This is a genomic window from Pantoea sp. C2G6, assembly GCF_051336815.1.
Classification (GTDB): domain Bacteria; phylum Pseudomonadota; class Gammaproteobacteria; order Enterobacterales; family Enterobacteriaceae; genus Pantoea.
Window position 1 is genome coordinate 26746 of sequence record NZ_JBGMNJ010000014.1, and the last position, 17787, is coordinate 44532.

Below are 17787 nucleotides of genomic sequence, written 5' to 3' on the forward strand. Positions count from 1 at the left end.
CGCAAGGCTTTGAGGAGAAGCTAATGGCCGGCGCAAAAGAGATACGAAGCAAGATTGGAAGCGTAAAAAATACGCAGAAGATCACCAAAGCGATGGAAATGGTCGCCGCCTCCAAGATGCGTAAAACGCAGGAACGCATGGCGGCCAGCCGTCCGTATGCAGAAACCATGCGCAAAGTGATTGGTCACCTTGCGTTGGGTAATCTGGAATACAAGCACCCTTACCTGGAAGAGCGCGACGTGAAGCGCGTCGGCTACCTGGTCGTTTCTACAGACCGCGGGCTTTGTGGTGGTTTGAACATTAACCTGTTCAAAAAATTACTGGCGGATATGAAGTCCTGGTCCGATAAAGGCGTGCAGAGCGATCTGTCGATTATCGGTTCAAAAGGGGCCTCATTCTTCAACGCTGTGGGTGGCAACATCGTGGCGCAAGTCAGCGGCATGGGCGATAAACCTGCCCTGTCTGACCTGATTGGCCCGGTAAAAGTGATGTTGCAGGCTTATGATGAAGGCCGCATCGACAGGTTGATGATCGTCAGTAACAAATTCAATAACACCATGTCTCAGACTCCGACCATCACCCAACTGCTGCCGTTACCGTCAGCGGAAGGTGAAGAAGAGATGAAGGCGAAGACCTGGGATTACCTGTATGAGCCCGATCCGAAAGCGCTGCTGGATACCCTGCTGCGCCGTTATGTCGAATCGCAGGTTTATCAGGGTGTGGTGGAAAATCTGGCCAGTGAGCAGGCCGCACGTATGGTGGCGATGAAAGCCGCAACCGACAACGGCGGAAATCTGATCAAAGAGTTGCAGTTGGTGTACAACAAAGCTCGTCAGGCCAGCATCACCCAGGAACTTACCGAGATTGTCGGTGGAGCCTCCGCGGTTTAACCAGGTTTGGAATTAGGTAGAGGATTCAAGATGGCAACTGGAAAGATTGTCCAGATTATCGGCGCCGTTGTTGACGTCGAATTCCCTCAGGACGCAGTACCGCCAGTGTACAGTGCCCTTGAGGTGATGAATGGTGACGCGCGTCTGGTGCTGGAAGTTCAGCAGCAGCTGGGTGGCGGCGTGGTTCGTACCATCGCTATGGGTACGTCTGACGGCCTGAAGCGTGGTCTGGACGTTAAAGACCTGCAAAAGCCGATTCAGGTACCGGTCGGTAAAGCGACCCTGGGCCGCATCATGAACGTACTCGGCGAGCCGATCGACATGAAAGGCGAGCTGAAAGAAGAAGACGGCAGTGCAGTAGAGATCGCCTCTATTCACCGCGCGGCGCCTTCTTATGAAGATCAGTCTAACTCGCAGGAACTGCTGGAAACCGGCATCAAGGTTATCGACCTGATGTGTCCGTTCGCCAAGGGCGGTAAAGTCGGTCTGTTCGGCGGTGCGGGTGTCGGTAAAACCGTTAACATGATGGAGCTGATCCGTAACATCGCGGCTGAGCACTCAGGTTACTCGGTATTTGCCGGTGTGGGTGAGCGTACCCGTGAAGGTAACGACTTCTACCACGAAATGACCGACTCTAACGTTATCGATAAAGTTGCGCTGGTCTATGGCCAGATGAACGAGCCGCCGGGTAACCGTCTGCGCGTTGCACTGACCGGTCTGACCATGGCGGAAAAATTCCGTGATGAAGGCCGCGACGTTCTGCTGTTCATCGATAACATCTACCGTTATACCCTGGCCGGTACAGAAGTTTCGGCACTGCTGGGTCGTATGCCTTCTGCGGTAGGTTATCAGCCGACGCTGGCAGAAGAGATGGGTGTGTTGCAGGAGCGTATTACCTCCACCAAAACCGGTTCAATCACCTCCGTACAGGCCGTTTACGTCCCTGCGGATGACCTGACTGACCCGTCACCAGCAACCACCTTCGCGCACTTAGACTCAACCGTTACGCTGAGCCGTCAGATCGCCTCTCTGGGTATCTACCCGGCCGTTGACCCGCTGGATTCCACCAGCCGTCAGCTGGATCCGCTGGTAGTGGGTCAGGAGCACTATGATGTTGCCCGTGGCGTGCAGTCACTGTTGCAGCGTTATCAGGAGCTGAAAGACATCATCGCCATCCTCGGTATGGATGAGCTGTCTGAAGACGACAAACTGCTGGTGGCTCGTGCGCGTAAGATTCAGCGCTTCCTGTCTCAGCCGTTCTTCGTTGCGGAAGTATTCACCGGTTCACCGGGCAAATACGTTTCGCTGAAAGACACTATCCGTGGCTTTAAAGGCATCATGGAAGGTGAGTTTGACCACCTGCCAGAGCAGGCCTTCTACATGGTTGGTGCCATCGAAGAAGCCGTGGAAAAAGCGAAGAAACTGTAATAACGGTTTCCCGGGAGGAAGATTATGGCTATGACTTATCACCTGGATGTGGTCAGCGCAGAGGAGCAGTTGTTCTCTGGTCTGGTACAGAAAATTCAGGTGTCAGGTAGCGAAGGTGAACTGGGGATTTTCCCTGGCCATGCGCCGCTGCTGACTGCCATTAAGCCTGGAATGATCCGTATCGTGAAACAGCACGGCGAAGAGGAGTATATCTACCTCTCTGGCGGCGTGCTGGAAGTGCAGCCGGGCAGCAGCACCGTTCTGGCCGATACCGCTATCCGCGGTACCGATCTGGACGAAGCGCGAGCCCTGGAAGCAAAACGCAAAGCAGAAGAGCACATGAACAGCAGCCACGGCGACGTGGACTATGCTCAGGCCTCTGCCGAGCTGGCGAAAGCCATTGCCAAACTGCGCGTGATCGAACTGACCAAAAAAGCGATGTAATCCAGCTTTATGCGTCATGAAATGCCAGCCTTCGGGCTGGCATTTTTTTTGCCTGTCAGTCGCGATCTGCCCGTCCGCCTAATTTCGGCCTGAGAAAAATGTAGTAATCTCAACCTCAAACCGTTTTACTTTCACCCGTAAAAATTCACTCAGGATGGTTATGTCTAACAGTGCGATGAGTGTGGTGATCCTGGCCGCTGGCAAGGGCACCCGTATGTATTCCGATCTGCCTAAAGTTCTGCATACGCTGGCAGGTAAGCCGATGGTTCAGCACGTCATTGACGCGGCCAAAGGGCTGGGGGCGCAGCAGATACATCTGGTTTATGGTCACGGCGGCGATCGCCTGAAAGCGACCCTGACCGACAGCACGCTCAACTGGGTATTGCAGGCCGAGCAGCTCGGCACCGGCCACGCCATGCAGCAGGCCGCGCCCGCCTTCGCCGATGATGAAGATATTATGATGCTCTACGGCGATGTGCCGCTGATCTCTCAGGCGACACTGGAGCGGCTGCGTGAGGCGAAACCGCAGGGCGGTATTGGTTTACTCACCGTGGTACTGGACGACCCGACCGGCTATGGCCGCATTGTGCGTGAGAACGGCACCATTGTCGGGATTATCGAACAGAAAGATGCCAGCCCGGCGCAGCTCAGCATCAATGAGATCAACACCGGCATTCTGATCGCCAGCGGCGGCGATTTAAAACGCTGGCTGGCGCAGCTCACCAACAACAACGCGCAGGGCGAATATTACATCACCGATATTATCGCGCTGGCCCACCAGGAGGGCCGCCGGATTGAGGCGGTGCATCCGGCCCGCATCAGCGAAACCGACGGCGTGAATAATCGCCTGCAACTGGCGAAGCTGGAGCGGGTTTATCAGGCTGAGCAGGCGGAGCGTCTGCTGCTGGCGGGCGTGATGCTGCGCGATCCGGCGCGTTTTGACCTGCGCGGCACCCTGACGCATGGCCGGGATGTTGAAATCGACACCAACGTTATCATTGAAGGTCAGGTGACGCTGGGCGCGCGCGTCAGAATCGGTGCGGGCTGCATCATCCGCAACAGCGTGATCGGCGACGATTGTGAAATCAGTCCTTATTCGGTGATCGAGGATGCAAATCTCGCCACCGCCTGCACCGTCGGACCTTTTGCCCGCCTGCGTCCCGGCAGCGAACTGGCGCACGCCGCCCACGTCGGTAACTTCGTCGAGATGAAAAAAGCGCGGCTCGGTGAAGGCTCGAAAGCGGGTCACCTCTCCTATCTGGGTGATGCCGAGATTGGCAACAACGTGAACATCGGCGCAGGCACCATCACCTGCAACTACGATGGCGCGAACAAATTTAAAACCGTGATTGGCGATAACGTCTTTGTCGGCTCGGATACCCAACTGGTGGCACCGGTCAGCGTCGCGGCAGGCGCTACCATTGCGGCCGGCTCCACCGTCATGAAGGATGTGACTGAGGCGGGTCTGGTCTACAACCGCAAAGAGCAGAACCACAAAGCCAGCTGGCAGCGTCCGGTGAAGAAAAAATAAATTTTTAACGGCCCGCTTTATGCGGGCCGATGCAGTGCAGTGCCAAAACTATAATCCCCACTCTCTACAAGGCTCGGGGAACCGGCAAAGCCGGAATCAGGTCGCATGACAACGAAAGTGGCGAAAAGCCATGTAGTCAGGAAAACATCATTATGTGTGGAATTGTTGGTGCAGTAGCACAACGCGATATTGCAGAGATCCTGCTGGAAGGTCTGCGTCGTCTTGAATATCGCGGTTATGATTCGGCTGGTCTGGCCGTGGTCGATCGGCAGGGGCACGTCACGCGCCTGCGCCGTTTAGGCAAAGTGCAGAAACTGGCGGAAGCCGCTGAACAGCAGCCGCTGATTGGTGGCACCGGTATCGCGCACACGCGCTGGGCAACGCACGGAGAACCATCGGAAGCCAATGCGCATCCGCACGTCTCTGAGCACATTATCATCGTGCACAACGGCATCATTGAGAACCATGAGCCGCTGCGCGCTGAGCTGATTGCGCGCGGTTACGTGTTTGTCTCAGAAACCGACACCGAAGTGGTGGCGCATCTGGTTCACTGGGAGCAGAAGCAGGGCGGCTCGCTGCGTGAAGTGGTGCTGCGCGTTATTCCGCAGCTGCGCGGTGCCTATGGCATGGTGATCATGGACAGCCGCGATCCGTCGCTGCTGGTGGCCGCCCGTTCCGGCAGCCCGCTGGTGATTGGCCGCGGTATGGGCGAAAACTTTATCGCCTCCGATCAGCTGGCGCTGCTGCCGGTGACCCGCCGCTTCATCTATCTGGAAGAGGGCGATATTGCCGAGATCAGCCGTCGCGATGTCACGGTCGTTGACCGCGAAGGCAACACCGTCGCCCGCCCGGAGATCGAGTCGAACCTGCAATATGATGCCGGTGACAAAGGGATTTACCGTCACTACATGCAGAAAGAGATCTACGAACAGCCGATGGCGCTGAAAAGCACCCTGAGCGGGCGTTTCAGCCACGGCCAGGTCGATCTCAGCGAGCTGGGCGCGGGCGCAGAAGCGCTGCTGAGCCAGGTGGAGCATATTCAGATTATCGCCTGCGGCACCTCCTACAACTCCGGCATGGTGTCACGCTACTGGTTTGAGTCGCTGGCCAATATTCCCTGTGATGTTGAGATCGCCTCGGAGTTCCGCTACCGCAAATCCGCGGTACGCAGGAACAGCCTGCTGATCACCCTGTCACAGTCGGGTGAGACGGCGGATACCCTGGCGGCGCTGCGCCTCTCTAAAGAGCTGGGCTACCTCGGCTCGCTGGCGGTGTGCAACGTGGCCGGTTCGTCACTGGTGCGCGAATCCGATCTGGCGCTGATGACCAAAGCGGGCACCGAAATCGGCGTCGCCTCCACCAAAGCCTTTACCACCCAGCTGGCGGTGCTGCTGATGCTGGTGGCGAAGCTGGGGCGGCTGAAAGGCATGTCTGCCGACACCGAGCATGAGATTGTCCATGCGTTACAGGCGCTGCCGAGCCGGATTGAGCAGATGCTGGCGCAGGATAAGCTGATTGAAAACCTGGCGGAAGGCTTCTCTGACAAGCATCACGCGCTGTTCCTGGGACGTGGCGATCAATACCCGATTGCGATGGAAGGGGCGCTGAAGCTGAAGGAGATCTCCTACATTCATGCGGAGGCCTACGCCGCAGGTGAGCTGAAACATGGCCCGCTGGCGCTGATTGATGCGGATATGCCGGTGATCGTGGTGGCACCCAACAACGAACTGCTGGAGAAGCTCAAATCCAACATCGAAGAGGTGCGCGCCCGCGGCGGCCTGCTCTATGTGTTTGCCGATCAGGACGCGGGCTTCAGCGACAGTGACGGGATGAAGATTATCCCGCTGCCGCACGTTGAAGAGGTAATCGCGCCAATCTTCTACACCGTGCCGTTGCAGTTACTCTCTTATCACGTCGCGCTGATCAAAGGCACCGACGTCGACCAGCCGCGTAACCTGGCGAAATCGGTTACGGTAGAATAATGTTTAAGGCCCATCTAATCAGGTGGGCCTTTTTATCTTTACGGGCTAATCACGCTCTTGGGGAAAATTGTGTATAGTTTAAAAAAATTCTTAGCTGGATTTTTTTCATCATCGGCGGTGGTGGGTTTCGCTTTTATCTATTATTACTGTTACCATATTATTAATTATGCCCCGGATGGGCTTTCATTTGGTAATTCTCTTGCTATTCTGGCTATTGTCCTTCGCCTTTTTATTCCAGTCTCGATTGGGGTGATTTTAATCAATTATGCTTTTTTAATATCTGATTTGCGCCAGATAAAGAAAAAAGCAGCAACGAAAAATTCTGTTTTTTTCGTTTTTTTTATCGTGGCTTTTTTGGTTGTTTTATATGTGAACTATTTTTTAAATAAAGATCACGTAATAAATAATTCTTCATTGTCTTTCCTGGGGCAGGGTGTTTTACTTACACTGGTTTCTGCATCGTTTTGGCTGATATTTGTCTATTTCCCTGTTTCACGGCTGGGAAAAAATGCGTTACTACCATCAGCACCTTCAACCAGTGTTCATACCTACACAATTTATAAAGCTTTTAACTTCCTCGCAGCGTTGTTACTATTCTTTTTGTTTTATTTCATTGCTTATACTTGTTTGGGCTGGTTTGGCTTGAATAATTTTGTCAAAAACAGCATGGAAATGGCGGGCTTCAGGAAAACCAATATTGAAATTCTGCTGAAGAAAGACAGCGAGGAAATAATCGAATTATCCTGTAGAAGCTGTGATAGAGAGTTATCTGGCTTAACAACATTAAATAAAGATAGTAAAGAGAGAGAATTTACTGCAACGCTTAAGCAGGTCGATATTTTGTGGGGCACAGGCGATAAACATTTCATCCGGTTTTGTAACAATAATGGAGAGTATGTTTATGCTGAATTACCCAAAGATGGCTATAACATGCGCGGTCAGTCACGCCATTTGGCTCGCGGTATGAGAACGGAATCATGCCTGAAAGCCGACAAAGAGAATAAACAGACTGAACCTCCCTTAGTTGAGCCGCCATCCGATACGCCAAAAAAGGTTGTTGATGCGCCTGCTGGCGAAAGGCAACCTACAATAGTCATCAATAATTATAATGTTCCTGTTCAGGCGATTTCCGGTCTGATCCCTGAACAGCCTAAGGTAACGCCGCCAGCGAAAAAGCCTCCTAAGCTCCCGGTTTATCAATGCCCTGAGGTGTCGCCACACCATTAATCAGCCTGTTGACGGTCAGGTCGTTGCCTGGCCGATTAAACTGGTGCAAAAAGGCTTTACCAGAAAAATGTCAGCGCAATTCTGCTGCACTCCCTGTCACATAACTGTCATATTTCGTACATTTCACTGTCATCAAACTGTCCTATTTTCCCTCCAGCAGCAATCACTGACTCTTACTAAAACGGCCCCGAGCCTGACTTTTCTCCCCTGGAGGGAATATGACACTGATGCGTAGCACCGTAGCCCGAATTCTCGCCGCCACCTTTGCCGTCAGCGCGGTATCTGCTTATGCGGCCACCGATCTGACGGGCGCAGGCGGGACGTTCCCGGCGCCGGTTTATGCCAAGTGGGCAGCAGAGTATCAGCAAGCCACCGGTAGCAAAATCAACTACCAGGGCATCGGTTCATCGGGCGGCGTGAAACAGATCATCGCCAAAACCGTCGATTTCGGTGCGTCCGATGCGCCAATGAAAGATGAAGATCTGCAAAAAAATGGCCTGTTCCAGTTCCCGACGGTGATCGGCGGGGTGGTGCTGGCGGTTAACCTGCCGGGCATCAAATCGGGCCAGCTGACGCTGGATGGCAAAACCGTGGGCGACATCTACCTCGGCACCATCAAAAAGTGGAACGACCCGGCGATCGCTAAACTCAATCCGGGCGTAAAACTGCCAGAGACCAACATCAACGTGGTACGCCGCGCTGACGGTTCAGGCACCTCCTTCGTTTTCACCAGCTATCTGGCGAAAGTGAACGAAGAGTGGAACAGCAAAATTGGTAAAGGCAACACCGTTAACTGGCCGGTGGGTCTGGGCGGTAAAGGCAACGACGGCGTCGCCGCCTTTGTTCAGCGTCTGCCAGGTTCAATCGGCTATGTGGAATACGCCTACGCCAAACAGAACAACCTGACCTATACCAGACTGATGGATGCCGATGGCAAGCCGGTCGCCCCGAGCGAAACCAGCTTCAGCAACGCCGCCAAAGGCGCAGACTGGAGCAAATCGTTCGCTCAGGATCTGACCTTCCAGAAGGGCGCGGATGCGTGGCCAATCTCCTCAACCACCTTCATTCTGATCTACAAAGATCAGGCGAATGCGGCCAAAGGCAGTGAAGTGCTGAAGTTCTTTGACTGGGCCTACAAAAATGGCGGCAAAACCGCGACCGCGCTCGACTATGCCGCGCTGCCAGAGAGCGTGACGGCTCAGATCCGCGCGGCCTGGAAAGCTAACATCAAAGACAGTTCTGGTAAGGCGCTTTATCAGTAATTGACCGACCCTGACCGGATAATGCGCCGGTCAGACCCCACGGGCGGCGTAGCGCCGCCCTGATAACTCCTGAAGACTGAGACTTCTATGGCTGCAACCAAGCCGGCGTTCAAAGCCCCAGGCAAACAAGGTGACAGAATTTTCGGTGCGCTGGTGAAGCTGGCCGCGCTGATCGTCCTGTTGCTGATGGGCGGCATTATCGTCTCCCTGATCATCTCCTCGTGGCCCAGCATCCAGAAGTTTGGTTTCTCCTTTTTGTGGACCAAAACCTGGGACGCCCCCAACGAACAATTTGGTGCGCTGGTTCCCATCTACGGCACCCTTGTCACCTCGATCATCGCGCTGATTATCGCGGTGCCGGTGAGCTTTGGTATCGCCCTGTTTCTGACTGAACTCGCGCCAGGCTGGCTGCGTCGCCCGCTGGGCACTGCCATTGAGCTGCTGGCCGCGATCCCCAGCATTGTTTACGGCATGTGGGGCCTGTTTGTTTTCGCCCCGCTGTTTGCCGAATATTTCCAGACCCCGGTCAACGACGTGATGTCGGGCATTCCGATTGTCGGCGAACTCTTCTCCGGCCCGGCGTTTGGTATCGGTATTCTGGCGGCGGGGGTGATCCTGGCCATTATGATCATCCCTTATATCGCCTCGGTGATGCGCGATGTGTTTGAGCAGACGCCGGTGATGATGAAAGAGTCCGCCTACGGCATCGGCTGCACCACCTGGGAAGTCATCTGGCGCATCGTGCTGCCGTTCACCAAAAATGGTGTGATTGGCGGCATTATGCTCGGCTTAGGGCGCGCGCTGGGTGAAACCATGGCGGTGACCTTTATTATCGGCAACACCTACCAGCTCGACAGCCCTTCGCTGTTTATGCCGGGCAACAGCATCACCTCAGCACTGGCCAATGAGTTCGCCGAAGCGGAGTCCGGGGTGCATGTGGCCGCGCTGATGGAGCTGGGGCTGATTCTGTTTGTTATTACCTTTATCGTGCTGGCGATTTCAAAACTGATGATTATGCGCCTGGCGAAAAGTGAAGGAGCGCGGTCATGACAACGATGGAAGTACAGGCGCGCGCCGAACTTGATGCGTCACGCCGTAAAATGCAGTCCTGGCGCAGCACCAAGAACAGGATAGCGCTGACGCTGTCGCTGCTGACCATGGCGTTTGGCCTGTTCTGGCTGGTCTGGATCCTGTTTACCACCGTATCGCGGGGGATTGATGGACTCTCCTGGTCCCTGTTTACCGAATCGACGCCGCCGCCGAATACGGCGGGTGGTGGCCTGGCGAACGCCCTGGCCGGCAGCGGATTACTGATTTTCTGGTCCACCTTCTTCGGGACGCCGCTGGGCATTATGGCGGGGATCTACCTGGCGGAGTATGGCCGGAAATCGTTCCTGTCGGAGGTGATCCGCTTTATTAACGACATTCTGCTGTCGGCACCCTCGATTGTGGTGGGGCTGTTTGTCTACACCATTGTGGTGTCAAAGATGCAGCACTTCTCCGGCTGGGCCGGGGTGATTGCGCTGGCGCTGTTGCAGGTGCCGATTGTGATTCGTACCACGGAAAACATGCTGCGGCTGGTGCCAGACAGCATGCGTGAAGCGGCTTATGCGCTCGGCACGCCCAAGTGGAAGATGATTTCGGCGATCACCCTGAAAGCCTCGGTCTCCGGCATTATCACCGGCGTACTGCTGGCGATTGCCCGCATCGCCGGTGAAACCGCGCCGCTGCTGTTTACCGCGCTGTCGAACCAGTTCTGGAGCACCGACATGATGCAGCCGCTGGCGAACCTGCCGGTCACCATCTTTAAATTCGCCATGAGCCCGTTCGCCGAATGGCAGAGCCTGGCCTGGGCGGGCGTGCTGATTATTACCCTCTGCGTGCTGCTGCTGAACATCGTGGCGCGGGTGATTTTCGCCAAAGGTAAACACGGTTAACTTCCGGCGCGGCCGCGGCGGCGCTGTATAAGAGAGATGAATGATGAGTATCGCGACGGCATCAGCCGGTAAAATTCAGGTCCGTAATCTGAACTTCTATTACGGCAAGTTTCATGCGCTGAAGAACATCAATCTGGATATTGCTAAAAATCAGGTAACGGCGTTTATCGGCCCTTCGGGCTGCGGTAAATCGACCCTGCTGCGGACCTTCAATAAGATGTATTCGCTCTACCCGGAGCAGCGCGCGGAAGGGGATATTCTGCTGGATGGCGACAACATCCTCGCGGCGCAGCAGGATATTGCGCTGCTGCGCGCCCGCGTCGGCATGGTGTTTCAGAAGCCGACGCCGTTCCCGATGTCGATTTACGACAACATCGCCTTTGGGGTCCGCCTGTTTGAAAAGCTGTCGCGCGCCGACATGGATGAGCGGGTGCAGTGGGCGCTGACCAAAGCGGCGCTGTGGAATGAAACCAAAGACAAGCTGCATCAGAGCGGTTACAGTCTCTCCGGCGGCCAGCAGCAGCGTCTCTGCATTGCGCGCGGCATCGCGATCCGCCCGGAAGTGTTGCTGCTGGATGAGCCCTGCTCGGCGCTCGATCCTATCTCGACCGGCCGTATTGAAGAGCTGATCACCGAGCTGAAGCAGGATTACACCGTGGTGATTGTGACGCACAACATGCAGCAGGCCGCACGCTGTTCCGACCATACCGCTTTTATGTATCTGGGCGAACTGATTGAGTTCAGCGATACCGACACGCTGTTCACCAAGCCTGCGCAGAAGCAGACTGAAGACTACATTACCGGCCGCTACGGCTGATGATCTGACAGGAGATCGACATGGATAATCTGAATCTGAACAAACATATCTCCGGTCAGTTCAATGCCGAGCTGGAGCACATCCGTACCCAGGTGATGATCATGGGCGGCCTGGTCGAGCAGCAGCTGACCGACGCGATTACCGCGATGCACAATCTGGATGGCGAGCTGGCGCAGCGGGTGATCGACGGCGACCAGAAGGTCAATATGATGGAAGTGGAGATTGATGAAGCCTGCGTGCGCATCATCGCCAAACGTCAGCCGACCGCTATCGACCTGCGGCTGGTGATGGCGATCATCAAAACCATCTCTGAGCTGGAGCGGATTGGTGACGTGGCGGAGAAGATCAGCCGCACCGCGCTGGAGAAGTTCGGCCAGCAGCATCTGCCGCTGCTGGTCAGCCTGGAGTCGCTGGGTCGTCACACCGTGCAGATGCTGCACGACGTGCTGGATGCCTTTGCCCGTATGGATCTCAACGAGGCGATCGCCATCTACCGGGAAGATAAAAAGGTCGATAAAGAGTACGAAGGCATTGTGCGTCAGCTGATGACCTACATGATGGAAGATCCGCGTACCATTCCCAGCGTGCTGACCGCGCTGTTCTGCGCCCGCGCCATTGAGCGTATTGGCGATCGCTGCCAGAACATCTGCGAAATTATCTTCTATTTCGTCAAAGGTCAGGATTTCCGTCACGTTGGCGGCGATCGGCTCGACGAACTGCTGTCGGGCGACGACGGCAGCAACCGCCCTTCCTGATCTCTGGCTCTCCTGCGCCCGCCTGGGCGCAGGAATAAGCCTTTTCAATTGGTCACATCCTGAACTCTCTTTATAATTGCGGCACTTTTCACTACAAGGTGCTGAATGATGTCCCCCTCTCCCCAATCAAAGCCGGACGTGACGCCGGCTAAAGCGATGCTGGCTGCGGTCAGTGGTTATGCCATGGATGGATTTGACCTGCTGATCCTCGGCTTTATGCTGCCGGCGATCAGCGTGTCGCTGGCGCTCAATCCATCACAGGCGGGATCGCTGGTGACCTGGACGCTGATTGGCGCGGTCATCGGCGGTATTGTGTTTGGTCATCTCAGCGATCGCTACGGCCGCATCCGCATGCTGACCGTCACCATCCTGCTCTTCTCGGTCTTTACCGGCCTCTGTGCGGTGGCGCAGGGCTACTGGGATCTGCTCGCCTGGCGAACGCTGGCGGGTGTGGGACTGGGCGGAGAGTTTGGTATCGGCATGGCGCTGATTGCCGAAGCCTGGCCCGAAGAGAAGCGTAATCGCGCGTCGGCGTGGGTCGGCATCGGCTGGCAGCTGGGGGTGCTGATGGCGGCCTTTATCACGCCGCCGCTGCTGAATATCATCGGCTGGCGCGGCATGTTTCTGGTGGGTCTGCTGCCTGCGCTGGTCTCGTTTGCCATCCGGCGCGGCATGGGCGAACCGGAGGCGTTTCAACGGCAGATTAAGCATGTGCCCTCCCTCTCTTTTCCGGCGCGCCTGAAGCTGCTGGTGCGTGACCGCACCACCGCCAAAGCCAGCCTCGGCATTTTTATTCTCTGCTCGGTGCAGAACTTTGGTTACTACGGCCTGATGATCTGGATGCCGAGCTACCTCTCCTCCAGCTTTGGCTTCAGCCTGACCAAATCGGGCCTCTGGACGGCGGTGACGGTGGTCGGGATGACCTTTGGTATCTGGCTGTTTGGCGTGCTGGCGGACCGCTTTGCCCGCTGGAAGATCTTCCTGCTCTATCAGTTTGGTGCGGTGATGATGGTGGTGATCTATGCGCAGCTGCGCGACCCGACCATCATGCTGTTTACCGGCGCGATCATGGGGATGTTTGTTAACGGCATGATTGGTGGCTACGGCGCGCTGATTTCCGACACCTTCCCGCCGCAGGTGCGCGCCACCGCGCAAAATGTCCTGTTCAACCTGGGGCGTGGCGTGGGCGGCTTTGGCCCGGTAGTGATTGGTCTGCTGGCGAGTCAGTTCTCCTTTGCGGCGGCGATCACCCTGCTGGCGCTGATCTACCTGCTGGATATTGTGGCGACGCTGTTCCTGCTGCCAAAGAAACAGGGTCAGGAAGATACGCTGGGCGCGATTGGCTGATCCACTGGCAGGCAGCGCCTGCCAGATCAGTTAGTTCATCAGCGGCAGCAGCTGTCGATAGAGCTGCGCAAATGTCTCGCGGCGCGACCGATAATCGGCCAGCCGCGCAGGGTCCGGCTGGTGGCGCTCTGCCAGCGCGGGCGTGGGGACGATAACCTGCGCGTCCAGCGCCTGCTGCGCCAGCCTGGCGGCACCCAGTGCCGGGCCAACCTCCCCGCCATGACAGTAATCCAGCGTCTGACCGCTGATGTCCGCCAGCATCTGACGCCACATGGCACTGCGCGCACCGCCGCCGATCAGCATAATGCTCTGCGGCTGTACGCCACAGTCATGCAGCGCATCCATCCCCTCAGCCAGCGCGAATCCCACCCCTTCCAGCACCGCCCGCGCCAGTTCAGGACGGCCATGCTGGTGGGTAAAGCCAAAAAACGCGCCTCTGGCATTGGGGTTGTTGTGCGGCGTGCGTTCACCGGAGAGATAGGGCAGAAACCACAGCGATGGCACATCGCCACGCGCCCGTTCCGCTTCGGCCAGCAGTTCCGGCACATCCCGGCAACCGGTCAGCGTCGCCGCCCAGTCGAGACAGGAGGCGGCGCTGAGCATTACCGACATCAGGTGCCAGCGTTGGGGTAACGCATGGCAGAAGCTGTGTACCGCGCGCTGCGGATTGCTGAGATAACCGTCGCTCACCACGAAGTAGACGCCTGACGTGCCCAGCGACAGCATGCCCTGGCCCGGTTCGGTCATGCCGACACCAATGGCACCGGCGGCATTGTCGCCCCCGCCCGCCGCCAGCGGCACGGCGTTCATCTTCCAGCGCGTGGCCAGTCCGGCATCTAAGGTGCCGGTCAGGGCATTGCCCTCATAGAGCTGCGGCATCTGTTCACGGCTGAGATCGCAGGCGCGCAGCATCTCATCGCTCCAGTCACGCTGCGCCACATCCAGCCACATCGTGCCTGCGGCATCGGACATATCGGTGGCGAAGTCGCCACTCATCCGCCAGCGCAGATAGTCTTTGGGCAACAGCACCCGGGCTATCTGGCTGAAAATCGCGGGTTCATGCTGCTGAACCCATAACAGTTTGGGTGCCGTGAAGCCGGGCATCATCAGGTTGCCGGTGATCACCCGCGAATCCGGCACCCGTTGCTCCAGCTCACGGCACTGCGCCTCGCTGCGGCCATCATTCCAGAGCATCGCCGGGCGCAGCACACGGTTAGCGCTGTCGAGCAGCGTGGCACCGTGCATCTGTCCGCTCAGCCCGATGGCCTCCACAGCGCGCAGATCCTGCTGCGCGCTCAGCGCCTGCATCGCGTGATCCAGCGCCTGCCACCAGCTTTCGGGATCCTGTTCGCTCCACAACGGCTGCGGACGCGAAACCTGTAGCGGCGAAGTCTCTGTCGCCACCACGTTGCCTTGTGCATCCATCAGCACCACTTTGACGCCAGAGGTGCCCAAATCGATCCCGATAAACATGCTCTGCTCCTGAAGGTTTAGAAATCAAACAGATAGTGATTCACCAGATTTTCCAGCTGCTCCTGGCGTCCGCTGTGGTGCTGTGGATTCAGCTGCTGCTGCTGAGCATGCGCCGCCAGCGCGCTCAGTGAAAACTCGCCTTTCAAAATTTGCTGGCCGAACTCACCATTCCAGCCGCTGTAGCGTTGCGCCACACGTTTATCGAGTTCACCGTCGCTGATCATCCGGGCCGCCACTTTCAGCGCCAGCGCCATGGTATCCATCGCCCCGATATGACCGTAGAAGAGATCATATTTGTCGGTGCTCTGACGACGCACTTTGGCATCAAAGTTTAAGCCGCCGGTGGTAAAGCCGCCCGCCTTGAGAATTTCATACATCACCAGCGCGTTCTCTTCCACGCTGACCGGGAACTGATCGGTATCCCAGCCGCACTGCGCATCGCCGCGGTTCGCATCCACCGAGCCGAAGATACCCAGCGCAATCGCGGTGGCGATTTCGTGATGGAACGAGTGGCCCGCCAGCGTGGCGTGGTTCGCCTCGACGTTGACCTTAATCTCTTTCTCCAGCCCGAACTGTTTCAGGAAGCCATAAACCGTGGCGACGTCGTAGTCATACTGATGTTTGGTCGGCTCCTGCGGTTTCGGTTCGATCAGCAGCGTCCCCTGGAAGCCGATTTTGTGTTTATGCTCAACCACCATCTGCATAAAGCGGCCAATCTGCTCGCGCTCCTGGCGAAGATCGGTATTCAGCAGGGTTTCATAGCCTTCACGACCGCCCCACAGCACATAGTTTTCGCCGCCCAGCGTTTTGGTGGCCTGCATCGCGCTGCACACCTGGGTCGCGGCCCAGGCAAAGACTTCGGGATCGGGATTGGTGGCAGCCCCGGCTCCGTAGCGCGGATGGGTAAAGCAGTTCGCGGTGCCCCACAGCAGCTTCACCCCGGTTTCCTGCTGCTTCTCCAGCAGCTTATCGGTCATCACGGCAAAGTTTTCCTGATAGCTGTGCAGGGAATCGCCCTCCGGTGAGACATCCACGTCATGGAAGCAGTACCACGGCACATTCAGCTTATGGAAAAACTCAAAGGCGACATCCGCTTTCTGCTTAGCCAGCTGTAAGGCATCACCGTTTTTCTGCCACGGGCGATCAAACGCGCCGACGCCAAACATATCTGCGCCGTTCCAGCAGAAGGTGTGCCAGTAGCAGGCGGCAAAGCGCAGATGCTCCGCCATGGTCTTGCCGAGGATCACCTCATCAGGATTGTAGTGACGGAAAGCGAGGGGATGAGTCGACTGGGGGCCTTCATAACGAACCCGATCGATCTGATCGAAATAAGCGTGCATGGTTTGCTCCTTAGCATCAGGACCCGAATGGTCTGCGTTGAAGCGATATTTGATAATGGCGACAGGCACAGCTCAATTACGATATTTCACTCCGGGTGTAAGATAATTATTATTTGTGCGCTGGCTCGCAAAATAATCTCTTTTCGGTGAGATGTTGCAGGGGTAATAACCTTGTCTTAAAAAGATGAAATTTCGATCGCGCTCATAAAAAAAGAAATAAACCAAAAAACGTAATAGCCGGATAAAAATCAGTAATTGATGTGACGGGAAAATAGGGGCAACAATTCATCCGCCTGGTTCATCGGCCTGCAACGACAATAGCCTCAACCTACAGGATGATCATAATGAAAATGAAACATGCACTGCTCGCCGCCTGCGCGGCGCTGGCGCTGTTCAGCCAGACCAGCGTGGCAAAAGAAGTGAAGATCGGCATGGCGATTGATGACCTGCGTCTGGAGCGCTGGCAGAAAGACCGCGATATTTTCGTCAAACAGGCGGAATCGCTGGGGGCGCAGGTGTTTGTGCAGTCTGCGAACGGCAATGAAGAGACCCAGATGTCGCAGATTGAAAATATGATTAACCGCGGTGTCGATGTGCTGGTGATTATTCCCTATAACGGTCAGGTGTTGAGTAACGTTGTCGCGGAAGCGAAACGGGAAGGCATTAAGGTGCTGGCCTATGACCGTATGATTAATAACGCGGACATCGACTTTTATATCTCTTTCGATAATGAAAAAGTGGGTGAGTTGCAGGCGGAGAGTATTGTTAAACAGGTGCCGACGGGCAATTATTTTTTAATGGGCGGATCGCCGGTGGATAATAACGCGCGCCTGTTCCGTGCCGGTCAGATGAAAGTGTTAAAACCCTATATCGACAAGGGCAGCATCAAAATTGTCGGCGATCAGTGGGTCGATGCCTGGCTGCCGGAAAACGCGCTGAAAATTATGGAAAACGCCCTGACCGCCAACGGCAACCATATCGATGCGGTGGTGGCCTCTAACGATGCCACCGCCGGTGGGGCGATTCAGGCATTAAGCGCGCAGGGGCTGGCGGGCAAAGTGGCGATCTCCGGTCAGGACGCCGATCTGGCGGCGATTAAGCGCATCAAAGCGGGCACCCAGACCATGACGGTCTACAAACCGATCACCGAGCTGGCGACCGAAGCGGCGAAAATTGCGGTGGAGCTGGGCGACGGTAAAACGCCAGCCAGCAACGGCAAGCTCAACAACGGCCTGAAAGAGGTGCCGTCACGACTGCTGAAGCCGATTCCGGTCAACAAAGACAATATTGAAAGCACCGTGGTGAAAGACGGTTTCCACAAACAGAGCGAACTCTGACCGCGCACCGCGTGAGG

15 protein-coding genes are annotated in these 17787 nt (G+C 56.3%); 13 read left to right on the forward strand and 2 right to left on the reverse strand.

The annotated features are described in order from the left end of the window. Nucleotides 1-23 precede the first annotated feature (23 nt). The 12 genes from atpG (at nucleotide 24) to ACCW71_RS16560 (ending at nucleotide 13620) form a co-directional block, all read left to right on the forward strand. The gene (gene atpG, locus ACCW71_RS16505) at nucleotides 24-890 is read left to right on the forward strand and encodes a F0F1 ATP synthase subunit gamma (RefSeq protein WP_436373246.1); all 867 of its coding nucleotides are present in this window, start codon (nucleotides 24-26) and stop codon (nucleotides 888-890) included. Nucleotides 891-920: 30 nt separating this feature from the next. Continuing rightward, on the forward strand, nucleotides 921-2318 hold the full coding sequence (gene atpD, locus ACCW71_RS16510) for a F0F1 ATP synthase subunit beta (protein WP_436373248.1): 1398 nt from the start codon (nucleotides 921-923) through the stop codon (nucleotides 2316-2318). A 24-nt stretch (nucleotides 2319-2342) separates the two neighbouring features. Further along, the gene (locus ACCW71_RS16515) at nucleotides 2343-2762 is read left to right on the forward strand and encodes a F0F1 ATP synthase subunit epsilon (protein WP_008926374.1); all 420 of its coding nucleotides are present in this window, start codon (nucleotides 2343-2345) and stop codon (nucleotides 2760-2762) included. A 160-nt stretch (nucleotides 2763-2922) separates the two neighbouring features. Next, nucleotides 2923-4293, forward strand: coding sequence for a bifunctional UDP-N-acetylglucosamine diphosphorylase/glucosamine-1-phosphate N-acetyltransferase GlmU (gene glmU / locus ACCW71_RS16520; RefSeq protein WP_436373250.1), 1371 nt, complete (start codon nucleotides 2923-2925; stop codon nucleotides 4291-4293). A 152-nt stretch (nucleotides 4294-4445) separates the two neighbouring features. Continuing rightward, nucleotides 4446-6275: a glutamine--fructose-6-phosphate transaminase (isomerizing) gene (gene glmS / locus ACCW71_RS16525; protein ID WP_436373252.1), complete on the forward strand. Its 1830-nt coding sequence runs from the start codon at nucleotides 4446-4448 to the stop codon at nucleotides 6273-6275. 69 nt (nucleotides 6276-6344) lie between these two features. Further along, on the forward strand, nucleotides 6345-7502 hold the full coding sequence (locus ACCW71_RS16530; protein ID WP_436373253.1) for a hypothetical protein: 1158 nt from the start codon (nucleotides 6345-6347) through the stop codon (nucleotides 7500-7502). A 218-nt stretch (nucleotides 7503-7720) separates the two neighbouring features. Then, on the forward strand, nucleotides 7721-8764 hold the full coding sequence (gene pstS, locus ACCW71_RS16535) for a phosphate ABC transporter substrate-binding protein PstS (RefSeq protein ID WP_436373255.1): 1044 nt from the start codon (nucleotides 7721-7723) through the stop codon (nucleotides 8762-8764). A gap of 87 nt (nucleotides 8765-8851) precedes the next feature. Then, nucleotides 8852-9814: a phosphate ABC transporter permease PstC gene (gene pstC / locus ACCW71_RS16540; protein ID WP_436373257.1), complete on the forward strand. Its 963-nt coding sequence runs from the start codon at nucleotides 8852-8854 to the stop codon at nucleotides 9812-9814. Further along, a complete protein-coding gene (pstA, locus tag ACCW71_RS16545; RefSeq protein ID WP_436373259.1) occupies nucleotides 9811-10701 on the forward strand; it encodes a phosphate ABC transporter permease PstA in 891 nt (296 codons plus the stop codon). The genes pstC and pstA overlap by 4 nt, the downstream gene beginning before the upstream one ends. A 43-nt stretch (nucleotides 10702-10744) precedes the next feature. Next, entirely contained in the window at nucleotides 10745-11518 is a 774-nt protein-coding gene (pstB, locus tag ACCW71_RS16550) for a phosphate ABC transporter ATP-binding protein PstB (RefSeq protein WP_436373397.1), read from the forward strand. 20 nt (nucleotides 11519-11538) lie between these two features. After that, nucleotides 11539-12273 carry a phosphate signaling complex protein PhoU gene (phoU, locus tag ACCW71_RS16555; protein ID WP_436373261.1) on the forward strand — a complete coding sequence of 245 codons (735 nt, stop codon included), beginning with the start codon at nucleotides 11539-11541 and terminating at the stop codon, nucleotides 12271-12273. A gap of 105 nt (nucleotides 12274-12378) precedes the next feature. Then, complete coding sequence (locus tag ACCW71_RS16560) at nucleotides 12379-13620, forward strand: MFS transporter (protein ID WP_436373262.1); 1242 nt, start codon at nucleotides 12379-12381, stop codon at nucleotides 13618-13620. 30 nt (nucleotides 13621-13650) lie between these two features. Here the strand turns inward: ACCW71_RS16560 and xylB are convergent, their stop codons facing one another. Both xylB and xylA read right to left on the reverse strand, forming a co-directional pair. Continuing rightward, complete coding sequence (gene xylB, locus ACCW71_RS16565) at nucleotides 13651-15093, reverse strand: xylulokinase (RefSeq protein ID WP_436373264.1); 1443 nt, start codon at nucleotides 15091-15093, stop codon at nucleotides 13651-13653. 17 nt (nucleotides 15094-15110) lie between these two features. Beyond that, nucleotides 15111-16433: a xylose isomerase gene (gene xylA, locus ACCW71_RS16570; RefSeq protein ID WP_436373265.1), complete on the reverse strand. Its 1323-nt coding sequence runs from the start codon at nucleotides 16431-16433 to the stop codon at nucleotides 15111-15113. A gap of 344 nt (nucleotides 16434-16777) precedes the next feature. Between xylA and xylF the strand changes: the two genes are divergently transcribed. Further along, the gene (gene xylF, locus ACCW71_RS16575; RefSeq protein WP_436373267.1) at nucleotides 16778-17770 is read left to right on the forward strand and encodes a D-xylose ABC transporter substrate-binding protein; all 993 of its coding nucleotides are present in this window, start codon (nucleotides 16778-16780) and stop codon (nucleotides 17768-17770) included. Nucleotides 17771-17787: the final 17 nt, after the last annotated feature.

Coding starts and splice junctions, on each gene's coding strand:
- atpG (WP_436373246.1), top strand. CDS start 24: ATGGCCGGCGCAAAAGAGATACGAAGCAAGATTGGAAGCGTAAAAAAT.
- atpD (WP_436373248.1), top strand. CDS start 921: ATGGCAACTGGAAAGATTGTCCAGATTATCGGCGCCGTTGTTGACGTC.
- ACCW71_RS16515 (WP_008926374.1), top strand. CDS start 2,343: ATGGCTATGACTTATCACCTGGATGTGGTCAGCGCAGAGGAGCAGTTG.
- glmU (WP_436373250.1), top strand. CDS start 2,923: ATGTCTAACAGTGCGATGAGTGTGGTGATCCTGGCCGCTGGCAAGGGC.
- glmS (WP_436373252.1), top strand. CDS start 4,446: ATGTGTGGAATTGTTGGTGCAGTAGCACAACGCGATATTGCAGAGATC.
- pstS (WP_436373255.1), top strand. CDS start 7,721: ATGACACTGATGCGTAGCACCGTAGCCCGAATTCTCGCCGCCACCTTT.
- pstC (WP_436373257.1), top strand. CDS start 8,852: ATGGCTGCAACCAAGCCGGCGTTCAAAGCCCCAGGCAAACAAGGTGAC.
- pstA (WP_436373259.1), top strand. CDS start 9,811: ATGACAACGATGGAAGTACAGGCGCGCGCCGAACTTGATGCGTCACGC.
- pstB (WP_436373397.1), top strand. CDS start 10,745: ATGAGTATCGCGACGGCATCAGCCGGTAAAATTCAGGTCCGTAATCTG.
- phoU (WP_436373261.1), top strand. CDS start 11,539: ATGGATAATCTGAATCTGAACAAACATATCTCCGGTCAGTTCAATGCC.
- ACCW71_RS16560 (WP_436373262.1), top strand. CDS start 12,379: ATGATGTCCCCCTCTCCCCAATCAAAGCCGGACGTGACGCCGGCTAAA.
- xylB (WP_436373264.1), bottom strand. CDS start 15,093: ATGTTTATCGGGATCGATTTGGGCACCTCTGGCGTCAAAGTGGTGCTG.
- xylA (WP_436373265.1), bottom strand. CDS start 16,433: ATGCACGCTTATTTCGATCAGATCGATCGGGTTCGTTATGAAGGCCCC.
- xylF (WP_436373267.1), top strand. CDS start 16,778: ATGAAAATGAAACATGCACTGCTCGCCGCCTGCGCGGCGCTGGCGCTG.